General features: G+C 39.6%; 13 protein-coding genes. 12 read left to right on the forward strand and 1 reads right to left on the reverse strand.

Annotation, left to right across the window (positions count from 1 at the left end; translation table 11 throughout):
* The first annotated feature begins 91 nt into the window (after window positions 1-91).
* The 7 genes from FBD94_RS05020 (at window position 92) to FBD94_RS05050 (ending at window position 4,616) form a co-directional block, all read left to right on the forward strand.
* Window positions 92-739, forward strand: coding sequence for a DUF6266 family protein (locus FBD94_RS05020; RefSeq protein WP_136879348.1), 648 nt, complete (start codon window positions 92-94; stop codon window positions 737-739).
* Complete coding sequence (locus FBD94_RS05025; protein ID WP_136879349.1) at window positions 736-1,890, forward strand: hypothetical protein; 1,155 nt, start codon at window positions 736-738, stop codon at window positions 1,888-1,890. Before FBD94_RS05020 ends, FBD94_RS05025 begins: the two co-directional genes overlap by 4 nt.
* Window positions 1,874-2,518 carry a hypothetical protein gene (locus FBD94_RS05030; protein WP_136879350.1) on the forward strand — a complete coding sequence of 215 codons (645 nt, stop codon included), beginning with the start codon at window positions 1,874-1,876 and terminating at the stop codon, window positions 2,516-2,518. Before FBD94_RS05025 ends, FBD94_RS05030 begins: the two co-directional genes overlap by 17 nt.
* A gap of 177 nt (window positions 2,519-2,695) precedes the next feature.
* Window positions 2,696-3,358 carry a DUF6266 family protein gene (locus tag FBD94_RS05035; RefSeq protein ID WP_131606642.1) on the forward strand — a complete coding sequence of 221 codons (663 nt, stop codon included), beginning with the start codon at window positions 2,696-2,698 and terminating at the stop codon, window positions 3,356-3,358.
* Window positions 3,359-3,432: 74 nt separating this feature from the next.
* On the forward strand, window positions 3,433-3,801 hold the full coding sequence (locus FBD94_RS05040; RefSeq protein ID WP_136879351.1) for a hypothetical protein: 369 nt from the start codon (window positions 3,433-3,435) through the stop codon (window positions 3,799-3,801).
* A complete protein-coding gene (locus FBD94_RS05045; protein ID WP_136879352.1) occupies window positions 3,720-4,241 on the forward strand; it encodes a CHAP domain-containing protein in 522 nt (173 codons plus the stop codon). Before FBD94_RS05040 ends, FBD94_RS05045 begins: the two co-directional genes overlap by 82 nt.
* 3 nt (window positions 4,242-4,244) lie before the next feature.
* Window positions 4,245-4,616: a hypothetical protein gene (locus FBD94_RS05050; RefSeq protein WP_131606636.1), complete on the forward strand. Its 372-nt coding sequence runs from the start codon at window positions 4,245-4,247 to the stop codon at window positions 4,614-4,616.
* Here the strand turns inward: FBD94_RS05050 and FBD94_RS05055 are convergent.
* A complete protein-coding gene (locus FBD94_RS05055) occupies window positions 4,586-5,920 on the reverse strand; it encodes a sensor histidine kinase (protein WP_136879353.1) in 1,335 nt (444 codons plus the stop codon). The two genes, FBD94_RS05050 and FBD94_RS05055, sit on opposite strands and share 31 nt — an antisense overlap.
* A gap of 353 nt (window positions 5,921-6,273) precedes the next feature.
* On the opposite strand from FBD94_RS05055, the gene FBD94_RS05060 reads away from it, so the two are divergent.
* From FBD94_RS05060 to nagA, 5 genes are all read left to right on the forward strand, one after another.
* Window positions 6,274-7,638, forward strand: coding sequence for a sugar MFS transporter (locus tag FBD94_RS05060; protein ID WP_136879354.1), 1,365 nt, complete (start codon window positions 6,274-6,276; stop codon window positions 7,636-7,638).
* A 161-nt stretch (window positions 7,639-7,799) separates the two neighbouring features.
* On the forward strand, window positions 7,800-10,871 hold the full coding sequence (locus FBD94_RS05065; protein WP_136879355.1) for a SusC/RagA family TonB-linked outer membrane protein: 3,072 nt from the start codon (window positions 7,800-7,802) through the stop codon (window positions 10,869-10,871).
* Between the two features lie 17 nt (window positions 10,872-10,888).
* Window positions 10,889-12,475, forward strand: coding sequence for a RagB/SusD family nutrient uptake outer membrane protein (locus FBD94_RS05070; protein ID WP_131606628.1), 1,587 nt, complete (start codon window positions 10,889-10,891; stop codon window positions 12,473-12,475).
* A gap of 170 nt (window positions 12,476-12,645) precedes the next feature.
* Complete coding sequence (locus tag FBD94_RS05075) at window positions 12,646-13,293, forward strand: carbohydrate-binding family 9-like protein (RefSeq protein WP_131606626.1); 648 nt, start codon at window positions 12,646-12,648, stop codon at window positions 13,291-13,293.
* Between the two features lie 30 nt (window positions 13,294-13,323).
* A complete protein-coding gene (gene nagA / locus FBD94_RS05080; RefSeq protein ID WP_131606624.1) occupies window positions 13,324-14,520 on the forward strand; it encodes an N-acetylglucosamine-6-phosphate deacetylase in 1,197 nt (398 codons plus the stop codon).
* Window positions 14,521-14,530 lie beyond the last annotated feature (10 nt).

Below are 14,530 nucleotides of genomic sequence, written 5' to 3' on the forward strand. Positions count from 1 at the left end.
GCCATTTGAAGTAGGCTGATGTGTTGACGATGGAATTAACTAATAGTAAAACTGTTTTTAAGAGTTTAATAATTGAAAATGAATCGATAATATGGCGAGATTACCAAAAGGAATATTAGGGCCAATTACAGGAATAGTTGGACCGGTAGTAGGTGCAGTATGGAAGGGTGTAGTACCTTATGTACGTTTGAGACCAAAGAAGAAAAAAAAGAAAAAAAGGAAAGTATCACCCGCACAGCATGCTAATGAGGGGAAATTTAGATTCGGTAACCTTTGGATGATTCCATTTCATCCTTACATTATCACTGGTTTTCAAAATATGCCTTTGGATAAACCGGCAATAAGCATTGCCTTTGCCATAAATTATAGTCAGGCTATTATGGGGACTTATCCAGATTTCGAAATTGATTATGCTAAAGTGGTACTCAGTATTGGTGATTTACCAGGCTTAGAAGAACCTACTATAGCATTTACAGCTTCGGATACGTTGGAACTACATTGGATCGACACTAAGCGTCGGTTCACTTCTTTTGATGACCAAATTATGCTGGTTCTATATAGTCGGGAGTTGGCGATGACAGATGGTTTTATTGGTGGGATTAAACGGGCAACTAAAAAATGCAGTTTTCAGTTTGATGGCGAGTTGGTTGGGAAAGCGCTGGATGTGTATGTTTCAGTGCTCTCGCTCAATAGAAAAAAAATAGCGAACAGTATTTACCTGGGGAGGATCGAACCATGAGAAGGCCACCAGATATGACGCTTCAGAAACTAGTGCTGGAGCGTATGTCTCCAAGGACTGCTGCCATGAGTAACGAAGAAATTGAGCGATGGATAGCGGCCCTACCCGAAATTAATGACGAAATCATTCACTTTACAAGGCAGACCGTTTTTGGCTCTTTGCCCGATAGATTGGTGATCAGACATTTAAATCATTTTTGTATGGAATGTACCTTAATGCTGAATGCTTTGTATGACTATTCAGATCGCAGGAGAGAGATGGAACAATTGTATGAAATGGTTTTGAACTGTGTGTTGGTTGTCTTTGAATCTCATCGTCAAAACTACCGTAAATACCTGGATCTGAATGTCTCAATGCCGATCATTTTATACCATGAGGCCGCGCAAAAAATAGAAAATGGGATTGCATTAATGGTGACTGCAATGACAAGGTACCATGCTCATAAAACGCTGCAAGCAATCGTAATCAGTAAAATGAGCAATCTATTGAAAAATGGAACTGGCACCTGGCATCAGGTCAGTTATCTCGAAAAATTGCAGCAATACATTATGAAACTTTGTACTGGGGGTTACGAAAATATTAATGTTCCCTTGTGGCACTTATTGGTAGCTGCAAACTTCAATACCTCCGGTTTTATTGCTTATTGTAAAAGTTGTATAGAGGAGGATATAGCCGGAAATTATGAAATCAGAGACCAGTACGATTGTTTGTATCGGCACCAACGAGAATTGACTATCCTGTTTAATTATCCTGAATTTTTGAAGTTTGAGCCGAAACAGCCTAAAGTGAAAGAGGTGTTACTGCAATACGTGAATTCGGAATTGAACATAATGGATAGAAAATATCGAATGGTCAATGAAAATAAAGTCGTTGATCCTGTAGCACCGAGGAGCAGAGTGTCAGTGTCGATTTCTGTAGATGCCCTCGCTTATTTTTTCAGATTGCTGACGATGGCAGAGGTTACAACCTGTTCTAAAAATGAATTGATACTTTTCATCTCCAGAAATTTTCGTACACCAGGTGCCGGAGAAGGAGATTTGTCCCTAAAGAGCATTGAGAATAAGTACAGGCAGGTGGTCAGGAATACGGCAATTACCCTAAAGTCCATTTTATCAAAAATGTTAAAACAACTCAATGAAGAATTCAAATAGTATAGCATACAGCGGAGCGATGATAAAAAAGATGGGATACATAGCGATTTGTGGGGTAATCATGGGGATTATTGTTTCAGGAAAGCGTATCGCACTTTCGGGAGAATTGAAGAGCCTTAAAATGCTGATTGACCCTATCCATGTTGATCTGGTAGAGGATTTGGATTTGTTACGTATCCTTGACGAGCCTCATGTAAAATTTGCTTCGGAGCTTGCCGATTATATTCAGTTTGAAGTGCTGAACCCTTATGGATTAGTGAATTCGTTAGACGATGACGTAGTCTTGGAAGATGAATGGGCTACGGAAAAGGGTTGGGAGCTACATTGGCGGTTTATGTTTTATCTCCTCCATCCAAAAGTTCGTGATCGCTATGTTAATTTCAATAGAATTTTACTGACTTCACAGCGGGTGATTTATGAGCTATTGAAGCTGATGGTAACTGGGGAAACCAGGATGTCTGATCCTACTTATCGAACCAACTACAGTCCTGGAAGGTTAAAGGCATTGATGATTGGGAATGAGGACCCCAATGTAGTGATGATGGCCGAATTGATCAATCATATAAAAGATTATGAAGTCAAAAGCCGGGCGATAACAGAAATTCCAAAGAAAAGAACGCGCCGCTGACATAGGTTTAAAAGCCTTTTTTGCCAAATTTAGAGGGGGGAGTTCCCAACTCCCCCCAACTGGACAAGCGATGTCTTTTGTAGTTTATTTGTGCTGTTGTTTGTGAAAGGTGATACTGCAGGATTGCTGATATCGGACAACATAACTAATAGATTTTTAAACCTTAATTTTTTTAAAATGGGAATTATCAGACATGGGATCCTCGGCGGATTCCGAAAAAAGGTCGGTACCGTTGTGGGTGCCTTTTTTAGAGACCTAAATGTAATCCGGGCCTTGCCTAGGATTAGCAATAAGCCTGCTACCAAGGTACAGGCTACTCAACGTTCCAGTTTTGGCCTGGTTACAGGCTTCTTAAGTTCATTTAGTGACTTTATAGAATTGTTCTATGGCAACAGATCTGCATCAAAATCACCTATGAACGAAGCAGTTTCCTACCACTTAAAAGAAGCTGTTACAACTGTTGGATCAGTGCTTGAGATGGATTACACAAAAGTAATGTTTGCTCGTGGTAAATTGAAGTTGCCCGCTGAAATGAACCTCGCAGCCACAGTGGAGGGTAAAGTGGATTTTGAATGGAGTACTAATGCAGATAGCGATGATAACAAGTATAGAGCTGCAACAGATATGGCCAATTTGCTGGTGTACAACCCCGCAAAGGGTGAATTTGTTAGCCTAATGGGGGCTGCTCCCCGCTCTGCAGGGGTCTTTAAATTACAGCTACCGCCAGAATTTGGTGAAGATTATGTGCATGGCTACATCAACTTTAGTTCGATAGATAAAAAAGGACTGGTATCGAACAGCAAGTATGTAGGAAAGATCATGATTGTTGCTATGACCTAAATGAATAGGCTGTATCGTTAGTCCGGATTAACGATACAGCCTGATTTTCTTAACATTTCTTAAAACAAAATAGGATGAACATTTTAAAAATAACAAAGGATGATGTTTCCAGGAGAAACTATATGCCTTATCTATTATTTGGCTTATGCTTATTGCTGTGGCCGCTGTTACAGCGTGTGATTATGAATTGGGATCCTATGATGGGTGTTATTGATCCAAACATCTGGTTGTTGATCTTAATGAGCCTGATCTGCTTTCTGATCGTGACAGGTTTATGTTGGTGGCTGTTACAAAGTTTTTGGATGGCTTTAGGATTGCCTTTATTAACTGAGATGGTTTTATCTTTTAAAAAATTAGCGTTATGGCAACAATTAGGATTTTATTGGGCATCATTTGCTTTGCTGTTGTTGGCAGCAGTTGGGGTGCTGACGGCAATCGTATAACTGATGGAGACACAAGAACTGTCATCGAAACAGCTAAAAAAGAAATTGGCGTTCGGGAATCTGCGGAAAACGCTGGTCCCCGGGTGGACCAATACAATGCGTATGTGGGACTTAAAAAAGCGCCATGGTGTGCGTCGTTTGTTTCCTGGTGCTTTGGGCAAGCTGGGTATTCGCAACCGCGCACAGCCTGGAGTCCTTCGCTTTTTCCCACTGATCGGCTTGCCAAGAATCCGGTGGCTGGAATGGTGTTGGGGATCTATTTTGAGCATTTGAAGCGAGTTGGTCATTGCGGCATCGTCGAAGAGGTAAGGAATGACTGGGTTTATTCGATCGAAGGAAATACGAATTTAAATGGAAGCAGGGAAGGGGATGGGGTTTATCGGAGAATGAGACATAAGAGGAGCGTGTATTGTTTTGCGGATTGGCTTAAAAAAACATAGAAAATGAAGAGAATATTTATTGCTATTGTAGGGTGCTTATTTGGTTGCGCTTTATTTAATAAGACAAGTAAAACGACTACTATAGATAAGCAATCATCGGAAAAGCAGCTGGAATCGAGTCAGCTGCTTTTTAAAACTGCAAATAAAGAAACGCAGATCTTTACGTACTGGAATGATAGTGGGTTTTATCAGATTCAAAATATCAGGGAGCAAGTGAATGTAGCGAAAACTGATAAATTGAAAGCAGAGGAGAAACAACTGGCTAAGCAGGAAACAATAGTGAAAAAGACTGAACCGTTAAACTTCTGGGTTTATATTATCCTATTAATAGGAATGCTAGGTTGCTATTGGTTTTTTACGAGGTTTGTCTCTTGAACGTTAGTCTCTTGTTTGCTATCATCAGCAAATTCCAATGTAAAGGTCGTTCCTTTGCCAGGTATACTATTAAAGCTGATCCGGCCTTTCTGCATCTCCGTATACTCTTTGCACAAGTTCAGGCCAAGCCCAATACCTTTTTCGTTGTTTGTGCCATAAGTTGATACTGCATTCAGCTTAAAAAGATCTCCCTGCATTGCTATAGGGATACCCACGCCATTATCCATGATGTGTAACTTGACGTAGCCGGAATCATAAGAACTGTATAGCTGAATTTCTCCCCCGGAAAGGGTAAACTTTACTGCGTTATTTACCAGGTTCCTGATCACCAACTTAAGCATATCCAGGTCTGCAGTCAGCTCAATGGATGGGTCAATATTTGCAACGATCGCTACAGCTTTTATATCCGCGGCTGCTTGCTGCACAAGCAGACAGGAAGATACGACGTTAGATAAGTTCAGTCTCACCATGTTTACGCTGATGCCTCCGTCCATTTGCGATTTTGTCCAGTTCAGTAAATTCTGCAACATCACCTGCGTATTTTTTGTCTCATTGAGCAAGTTGTTTTCCAGAAAGCGGCGTTCCTCTGGCGACAAATCATATTCGTTAAGCATCTCTAAAAAAATGGCGATGGAGTTGAGTGGAGAACGCAAGTCATGAGATAAAATAGACAATAACCTGGTCTTAGAATCGTTGGCTTCTTTTAAAGCTAGGGAAGCTGTCAGCGCATTATTCTTTTCCCGCTGATAACTGTTGATCAGGTAAGAAAGTACCGCACCTATACACACGACTACAGAGATGTAAGTAGTCGCTGTGTCTAGGAACAAATCACTACGTTTTGTATAAGAGACTTTGACAAATTCATTGTTATAATACTCAAACAGCAATAGCCCACCAACAAAACTCACATTCATTAGCATCCAAAATAGATACTGTCGGGTCGGCATTACCGACAATGTAAAAACCAGTGAGAGGAGGTAAAGTATTAATGTAGGACCGTGTATGCCTGAATTAATGAAGTAATTAAATACCATCAAGACGTTAGTGCCGGCGCTAAATAGGATGAAACTAAGCCGCAACCTTCCAAAATACCGGGAATTGATGTACATCGCTAAAGTGACAATCCAGGCCGTTGAAAGTGCGACATTGACCAATGGAACCTTTATGACCAAATTTACCAGTAATGCCAAAGGAAGACCGATCATAGCAATCACACTTACTTCATGAAATATCCTGGCCTGTAGCGTAGTGTCAGCGTTGCTGCCGATCAATTTGGCATGTTGCCGTCTAATAGATTTGATCATCAAAAGAATTACAGGTTTTAAAAGGCGCAAATTTATGAAAATTCCGATCAGGTAGTTGAAAGTCTCTGCCAAGTCGACCTTTTCCAATTGCGCACACCCTGTGTGCGCAATTGGAAAAGAAGAAAAAAAACAATAAAAGTTTTGGTTTAATTAAAAAGTTTATATATTCGTGTACGTTAACGTTAACACGTTCGACGAACCAAATATAGGCAGGTTGTTAAGAGTATTGAAATTCGCTTTAATTAAAAAATAATCAAGGCGAATTTTTTTAAATTATTTACGGGTACGTTAACGTAATAGTGATAGCCCTTTTTATTAATGATTTAATTGCGATGTTTAAATAAAAAAAACAGATGGGATCAGTAAAAGTAAATTCACTTAGTTCAAGAGAGACGTTAATTTCCATGTTTATTCTGGGAGGCTTATTTTTCGTCTTTGGTTTCATCACCTGGATCAATGCAATCTTAATTCCTTACTTCAAAATCGCTTGCGAACTGAGTAATTTTCAATCCTACCTCGTAGCCTTTGCCTTTTATATATCTTATTTTATCATGTCGTTGCCTTCTTCTTATTTGTTGAAGCGGGTAGGGTTTAAAAAAGGGATTATGTATGGCCTATGGGTAATGGCAATAGGGGTATTTATATTTATCCCAGCTGCACTGAGTAGGACCTATGAAGTGTTTCTGGTTGGCCTATTTACTATAGGATCTGGTTTAGCCATATTGCAAACTGCTGCGAATCCTTACATCACCATTTTAGGTCCCATAGAGAAAGCCGCAAAGCGCATTAGCTTTATGGGCATATGTAATAAAGGGGCTGGTATTTTGGCTCCACTCATATTTGCTCATGTGATATTTAAGGTTGCAGATAACGAAATGTTAAAGCAATTGCCTTTAATGGGGGCGACTGAAAGAGGCGTAGTTTTAGACGAGTTAATTAGAAGGGTAATCCTTCCATATGGTGTTTTGGGCATCGTGTTGGCTACCCTTGGTATATTGATCCGTTTTTCTCCGCTGCCGGAGATCGATACCGAGCAGGAGAATGAAGAGCTGTCCATCATCAATGCCGATAAAAAAAGTCTGTTTGATTTTCCCTATTTAATACTGGGCGTTTTAGCCATATTCTTTCATGTAGGTACACAAGTAATTGCCATTGATACAATCATTGGTTATGCAAGTGTAATGGGGATGCCGATTATGGAAGCGAAAGTTTTCCCTTCTTATACGTTGTTTACCACCATTATAGGCTATGGCTTAGGCATCATCCTGATCCCAAAATACATTTCACAAGTCAATGTTCTGCGCTTTTGCACCCTTTTGGGCGCCCTATTAACGCTTTTAATTATTTACAGTTCCGGTACCTATACCATTTTAGGTCATTCGATAGATATCTCCATCTGGTTTATCGTGTTGTTGGGCTTAGCCAATTCATTGGTTTGGGCAGGGATCTGGCCTTTGGCTTTAAATAACCTGGGTCGCTTTACAAAGGTGGGGGCATCCATGTTGATTATGGCACTCTGTGGAAGTGCGATTTTTCCATTGATATATGGCCATGTAGCCGATTTGTATGATGTAAGGACCGCCTACTGGATATTATTCCCTTGTTACCTCTACCTGGTGTTCTATGCTTTCTACGGACATCTGATCAAACGCTGGTTACCCACATTTAAAAAGAACAGTATGCAAGAGTCGGAACTGATGAGCAAAGTCAACTCCTAGCCTATTCAAAAAAAGCTTTCAAATACAACCAAATATAAACAAGCATACCTAAACCTAAACCAAACAAGATATGAAGAGGGAAACAAATTAAAATTAGTAGTAAGATGAAACCAGTCCGGGGATTTTATCCCTGTAATTATTAAAAATTTTAACTCAAAAGAATGAAAAAACAACTATTAAAGCACGCACTTTTATGTACTTCTGTTTTAATACTCTCTTCAAGCGTAAATGCGGCTTCGGAGAAATTTGTTAAGGAAACAAAAGTTAAGCACATAAACATTAACAATGCTAAGGATATATTAATTAAAGGTACAGTAAAGGGCGAAGGCGGTTCCGCATTGTCGGGCGTTACTGTTACGGTTAAGGACAGCAAGATTGGTACTAAAACCAATGCTTCTGGTGAATATCAACTCAATGCACCCGAAGGTGCTACTTTAGTGTTTAGCTATGTAGGCTATGTTCAACAAAGCATCAGTGTGGGGAACAAATCTGTCATCAATGTAACCATGTCAATTGATGAAGGTAAATATCAAATGAACGAGGTGGTGGTCGTGGGTTACGGTACGCAAAAACGTTCGGATATCACCGGATCGGTAACTTCAGTGCCAAAGGAAAGATTAGCTGGTTTGCCAGTTACCAACGTGCTATCTGCCATTCAAGGTACCACAGCAGGATTAAATGTTTCGTCACCCTCATCTGTACCTGGTAGTTCGCCAACGGTATTGGTTAGAGGGGTGAACTCTATCAATGCGGGTACTGGCCCACTGACAGTTATTGATGGAGTGCCATTTAGTAATTTGGGTGGCTCTATGAATGACATTAACCCTAATGATATCGCTTCTATTGAGATTCTTAAGGATGCATCAGCAGTAGCTATTTATGGAACACGTGGTTCTAGTGGTGTAATCTTAATCACGACAAAAAGAGGAAAAACCGGAGAGCCTACGATTAGATACAGTGTTTATGGAGGACCTGAGTATCAGATCAAAAATTTACACCCCTTAAGTGGACCAGAGTATGCGGAGAAATATTTAGAATTTTTAAGACAAAGTAATCGACCAGTTGCCAATCCGCCAGTACCTAACCAATATGAAATTGCCAATTATAATACCGGTACTACAGTAGATTGGTTAAAAGAAATCTCTCAATCTGGTAGTATTCAAGATCATAACTTGAGCATCTCAGGGGGTACAGAAAAGATTAAATACTTTGTGTCTGGTGCTTATCAGAAGCAAAAGGGGGTATTAAAAGGCTATCAATTTACTCGTGCTTCTGTACGCTCCAATTTGGATGCAACAGTTACCTCATGGTTAACGGCAGGTACTTCGTTATTTTTCGCCAACAGTAATGCGGATGGGGGAACGGTAACTTACAGTAGTGCGTTGCAGATGAGCCCTTATGGACGTTTACGTGAGCCAAATGGGGATTATACGATTTTTCCTATGTTTGGTGAAACTCTTTTCAGAAACCCATTGCTGGGTTTAAATCAAGATGTAAACAATCGTGACAAAAACTTGAATGGTACTTTTTATGCCGAAGTTAAGCCAGCTTTTATTAAAGGATTAAAGTATAGGTTTAATGGAAATTATACTTTTCAGCCTACTAAGGACGATTTTTACTCCGGCCCCGATGCAGGTGATACATTCTCGGGAACTGCAAGTGTACAAAAAGAAGAAACTGAAGGCTGGTTGTTAGAACACATCCTTTCTTACAATAAAGATTGGAATGACCATCATTTCGATGTAACCGCGTTGTATGGTGCACAAGAGAAGATATATACGAGATTAAATGTTAGAGGGACCACATTTGTAAATGATGATTTATCCTTCAATAACATTGGTGCAGCAGGTGCAGTTGTACCTACTTCCCTCTATTCCAGAGAGGCCATGGTTTCTCAAATGGGCCGTTTAAATTATTCTTATAAGAGTAAATATTTAATTACAGCCACTGTGAGAAGGGATGGATTTTCGGCTTTTGGATCAGCAACAAGTAAGTATGGTACCTTTCCTTCCATTGCTTTAGGTTGGAACATTTCTAATGAGAGTTTCTTAAAAAATGTATCACAGATTGATAACATCAAGTTGAGAGCTTCGTATGGGAAATCTGGAAATCAAGCGATCAGTGCTTATCAGACGATTACCACGCAAGGAGTCACCAAGTATATCTACAATGGGGTAACTACTACAGGATTAGTATCTAGCTCTGCACTTGTTAATGGCGTATTAGGAAATACTAAACTAAATTGGGAAAGCACTACTGGAACGAACTTAGCCGTTGACTTCTCTTTATTTGGCAGTAGGATTTCGGGTACTGTAGAAGTTTATAAAACCGAAACTAACGATGTTTTATTGAGACGTAGGTTACCTGCCATCATTGGTTTTCCAAGCATCTTTGACAACTTAGGTAAAGTAGCGAACAAAGGGATAGAATTTACTTTAAATACAGTAAACATTAAAAATGACAATTTTACCTGGTCTACGAATTTTAACTTTTCGGCCAGCAGAAATAAAATTGTTTCCTTGTATGGCGATAACCTAGATGATATAGGTAACAAATGGTTTATTGGTAAATCATTGTACGCTATATATGATTATAAGCTAGAAGGCGTTTGGCAAACAGGTGAAGATCCTTCAAATGTTGACCCAACAGCGAAGCCTGGAGACTTAAAGTTTGCAGATCTTAATGGCGATAAAAAAATTACGGAAGCGGATAAGTCTTACCTGGGTAACAGCTTGCCTAAATGGACAGGTGGTATGATCAATAATTTTAAATACAAAAATTTTGGTCTGAGTGTTTTCGTTCAAACTTCTCAGGGATCCTTGATCAATAATCCATTACTAAACCTGCAAACTTATGGCGGTCGTGTAAATATACCAAGAGAACTTAGCTATTGGACACCAACAAACAACAATAATGAGGCGCCTTCTTTAACTTATTCGAACCCACGTTTGTATGCTTATCCAACAAAACAGAACTATTGGAGAATAAAGGACATTACACTTAGCTACAATTTATCTACTAAAGTTGCAGAGCAGTTAAAGTTAGGCAGTTTGTCGGTGTTTGCTAGCGGTCGTAACCTACATACCGTTACCAATTGGATTGGAACAGATCCTGAGTTGAGTGTGAATGCAACCCCAGCTATACAAGCAGGATTGGCTAACCAACCGCTAACCTACGGAGTATACCCATTAGTGACTAGCGTTGTCGTTGGTTTAAACATAACATTACGTTAATCTTTAAAAATAAAATTATGAAAAAGCATATTCTTTTATCATTCATATTTATTGCAAGTGTTGGCTTAATTTCTTGTAGTAAGAGTTTTTTAGATGAAAAATCTGACTCTAGTTATTCGCCATCTACGAGTTTTAAAAATGTTGCTGGTTTAGAGGCCGGAATTGCAGGTCTACAGGCAACTGTTAGGGAGCAATATACCATTCAGAACCACCAGTCGCTACTCGCTGTTTTTCAAGTAGGAACGGATGTAGCAATTAGTGGCCAGGAAAATCCTGAATTAATTCCTTATCATGATTATTCAAGGCTTTTGCCTGTAGATCCATCAGCCCTATACTACTGGACCTGGTCTTACAGAGTGATTACCAATGCCAATCAAATTTTGAGAGGTACCGCAGATCCTACAGCCACGTTAACTGATGCTCAACGTAAATTATATACTGCAGAGGCCCGTTTTTTTAGAGCTTATGCCTATAATTTCCTGGTTACTTTATGGGGAGAAGTTCCATTGCTCGATCGTCCATATGATGAGCCTAAAACAGATTTTACCCGTGCTAGCGTAGCCGATTTGAACAAATTGATCAATGATGACCTTTTATACGCTACGGTTAATTTACCTGCTATAGATCAGGTTTCTAAACCAGGTCGTATCAGTAAAGAGGCTGCTTCGCAATTGTTTGCAGAAGTGTATTTGAGACAGGGTAAAAATGATTTGGCAGAGGCACAATGTCTGGCGGTTATTGCCGGTAACTTCAAGTTAGTGGATACCAGATACGGAGTTAAAAAAACTGAGCCAGGTGATCCTTTCTCAGATATGTTTATTACTGGTAATCAACGCCGTCGTCAGGGAAATACCGAAGCCATTTGGGTGCAGGAATTAGAATTCAATATACCTGGTGGTGCGACGAATTTGGATCAACACCGTAGAGTTTGGGTACCTTTTTATGGTAACGTTTCGGGAATGTTGGTTTGCGATTCATTAGGTGGACGTGGTGTGGGCCGTTTACGCTTAAGTCCTTGGGTGATCAAAAGCGCATACACAGGGTCGGGAGCTAATGATATGCGTAATTCTAAATACAATCTTCGCCGTGACTTCTACTACAACGATCCTAGTAAACCAGCTTTATTCGGGAAAAAAGTAGTTCCAACTCCGGCTGATACTTTATGGAGTATTGTTCCTTACACTACAAAATGGAATCATTTTATCGCTACAGATCCTACTGGAAATGGAGCTTTTAAAGATTTAATTATGATGCGTTTGGGGGAAACTTATTTGTTATTGGCAGAAGCGCAATTCAAACAAAACAACCCAGGTGGTGCTGCCATCAGTATCAATAAATTAAGAACCAGAGCAAATGCAGCACAGGTATCAGCAGCTGACATTACGTTGAATTTTATTTTAGACGAACGCGTAAGAGAATTGATTGGTGAGGAAAATAGAAGAATGACTTTGGTGAGAACGGGAACTTTACTCGATAGGGTAACGCGACTAAACATTAAGGAAAATACAACCATTAAGCCTTACAATGTGCTTTTACCTATTCCGCAGACTGAGATTGACTTAAATAAGGATGCGAAATTGGGTCAAAACTTGGGCTATAATTAATACCTGAAAATAGGGGGTATCATTAATCCGGTCGTCATGACGACCGACTAGACAAAAAGATTGTCATGACGACCAGATTAATGATACAGCCTGTTTTAATTACAAGATTTATATTTTTTAACATAAAAATTGCCGCATAGGCTAGTAAAAAAAGGTTTTAAGCCTATTAAATGAGAAATTTATTTGTACCGTTCCTGGATCAATATACAGCCAATGATGACATTGAAAAAGTCTCGACTTTATTAGATGCTTTACCAAAAAACCGAATCGCTCAGCAGCCATGGCCTGAATTCAATAGTGATTTGCAAGCCAATTTTAGCATTGCACATAGCAATGATTTCCTAATGTTAAAATATGTGGTAACTGAGGATGTAATTAAGGTGGCCACAACTGAATTAAATGGGGCAGTGCACAAAGATAATTGTGTGGAATTTTTTGTGTCGTTTGGAGCGGATAAGTCTTATTACAATATCGAGGTGAATTGCGTTGGCGTATGTTTAATCGCTTACGGAAAAGGAAGATCAAATAGAGATTTCTTGCCAAAGGAGTTGGTGAAAAGGATAAAAACACATGCTGTTATTAAAACGGCAGCAGAAAATAGTAGGCGCAAATATGTATGGGAAATCACATTAATGATTCCGATAGTGGTATTTGCATTTAGTAATTTAAAAACGCTAAGCCAACAAAGGGGCTTTGGCAATTTTTTTAAGTGTGGTGATGATTTACCGCAACCACACTTTTACAGTTGGAATGAAATAGAGGCCGAAAGTCCTGATTTTCATTTACCTGAGTTCTTTGGATCATTAGCATTTGGTTAAGCTGTTGATCTCAAAATATAAAATCTACATATGAAGAAAGTTAAAATAATTAATGGCCAGATCATCACACCTTATCGCATCATTAAAAACGGTACGCTATTAATTAATGGTCATCAAATAGAAGCAATAGAAGAGGGAGATATCGAAGCAGCAGATTATGAGCTGATCGATGCAAAGGGGAATTATGTTTCTCCGGGCTTTATCGATATTCATATTCATGGTGGTGGCGGGCATGATTTTATGGACGCAACGGAAGAGGCCTATCTGAAAATTGCTGAAATTCATGCTACTTACGGGACCACCGCAATGGCGCCCACAACATTAACCTGTGCCAAAGAAGATCTGTTAAAAGCAATAGATCTTTATAAAAGTACAAATGCTAAAAATACCAAAGGTGCACAGTTTATAGGCATGCACTTAGAGGGGCCTTATTTTGCGCTTAGTCAGAGTGGCGCGCAAGATCCAAGGTACATCAGAAACCCTGATCTGGAGGAGTATAAAGAAGTAATTGCCTACGGTGCTGAGGCAATTAAACGCTGGAGTGTTGCCCCTGAATTACCGGGTGCTATTGAAATGGGTAAATACTTGAAATCGCATGGAATTATTGCAGCTATTGCCCATACGGATGCCATTTATGAAGAGGTTTTAGAGGCGGTAGAAAATGGCTATAGTCTGGCCACGCACCTGTATTCGGCTATGTCTGGCGTAACCAGACGAAATACGTATCGCTATGCAGGCGTGATTGAAAGTGCTTTTTTAATTGATGCGATGGACGTAGAGATCATTGCGGATGGGATTCATTTGCCAGCACCATTATTGAAACTGGTTTATAAAATTAAAGGACCTGATCGCATTGCGCTAATTACAGATGCCATGCGTGGGGCAGGAATGCCAGAAGGGGAGAGTATCCTCGGAAATAAGGACACTGGATTGAAAGTGATTATCGAAAATGGAGTTGCAATTATGGCCGACAGATCTTCTTTTGCAGGAAGTGTGGCTACGACAGACCGATTGGTAAGAACGATGGTTCAGATGGCTGATATCCCATTGGTAGAAGCAGTTAGGATGATGTCTAGAACACCAGCTACGATCATGGGTGTTGAAAATACAAAAGGAACGCTAACTGTAGGCAAAGATGCTGATGTGTTAATTTTTGATGAAAACATCAACATCAAAACGACCATGATTAATGGGACAGTAGTCTATTCCTCAGCAGATTTTGTATAACTTAAAGAAA

Origin of the sequence: Pedobacter hiemivivus (genome assembly GCF_005144565.1) — a bacterium.
GTDB classification, from domain to species: Bacteria; Bacteroidota; Bacteroidia; order Sphingobacteriales; family Sphingobacteriaceae; genus Pedobacter; species Pedobacter hiemivivus.

Bases quoted from the DNA above. Each gene is read 5' to 3' on its own strand.
- FBD94_RS05065 (WP_136879355.1), top strand. From the start codon at position 7,800: ATGAAAAAACAACTATTAAAGCACGCACTTTTATGTACTTCTGTTTTA.
- FBD94_RS05020 (WP_136879348.1), top strand. From the start codon at position 92: ATGGCGAGATTACCAAAAGGAATATTAGGGCCAATTACAGGAATAGTT.
- FBD94_RS05030 (WP_136879350.1), top strand. From the start codon at position 1,874: ATGAAGAATTCAAATAGTATAGCATACAGCGGAGCGATGATAAAAAAG.
- FBD94_RS05025 (WP_136879349.1), top strand. From the start codon at position 736: ATGAGAAGGCCACCAGATATGACGCTTCAGAAACTAGTGCTGGAGCGT.
- FBD94_RS05035 (WP_131606642.1), top strand. From the start codon at position 2,696: ATGGGAATTATCAGACATGGGATCCTCGGCGGATTCCGAAAAAAGGTC.
- FBD94_RS05040 (WP_136879351.1), top strand. From the start codon at position 3,433: ATGAACATTTTAAAAATAACAAAGGATGATGTTTCCAGGAGAAACTAT.
- FBD94_RS05060 (WP_136879354.1), top strand. From the start codon at position 6,274: ATGGGATCAGTAAAAGTAAATTCACTTAGTTCAAGAGAGACGTTAATT.
- FBD94_RS05055 (WP_136879353.1), bottom strand. From the start codon at position 5,920: ATGATCAAATCTATTAGACGGCAACATGCCAAATTGATCGGCAGCAAC.
- FBD94_RS05070 (WP_131606628.1), top strand. From the start codon at position 10,889: ATGAAAAAGCATATTCTTTTATCATTCATATTTATTGCAAGTGTTGGC.
- FBD94_RS05045 (WP_136879352.1), top strand. From the start codon at position 3,720: ATGGCAACAATTAGGATTTTATTGGGCATCATTTGCTTTGCTGTTGTT.
- FBD94_RS05075 (WP_131606626.1), top strand. From the start codon at position 12,646: ATGAGAAATTTATTTGTACCGTTCCTGGATCAATATACAGCCAATGAT.
- nagA (WP_131606624.1), top strand. From the start codon at position 13,324: ATGAAGAAAGTTAAAATAATTAATGGCCAGATCATCACACCTTATCGC.
- FBD94_RS05050 (WP_131606636.1), top strand. From the start codon at position 4,245: ATGAAGAGAATATTTATTGCTATTGTAGGGTGCTTATTTGGTTGCGCT.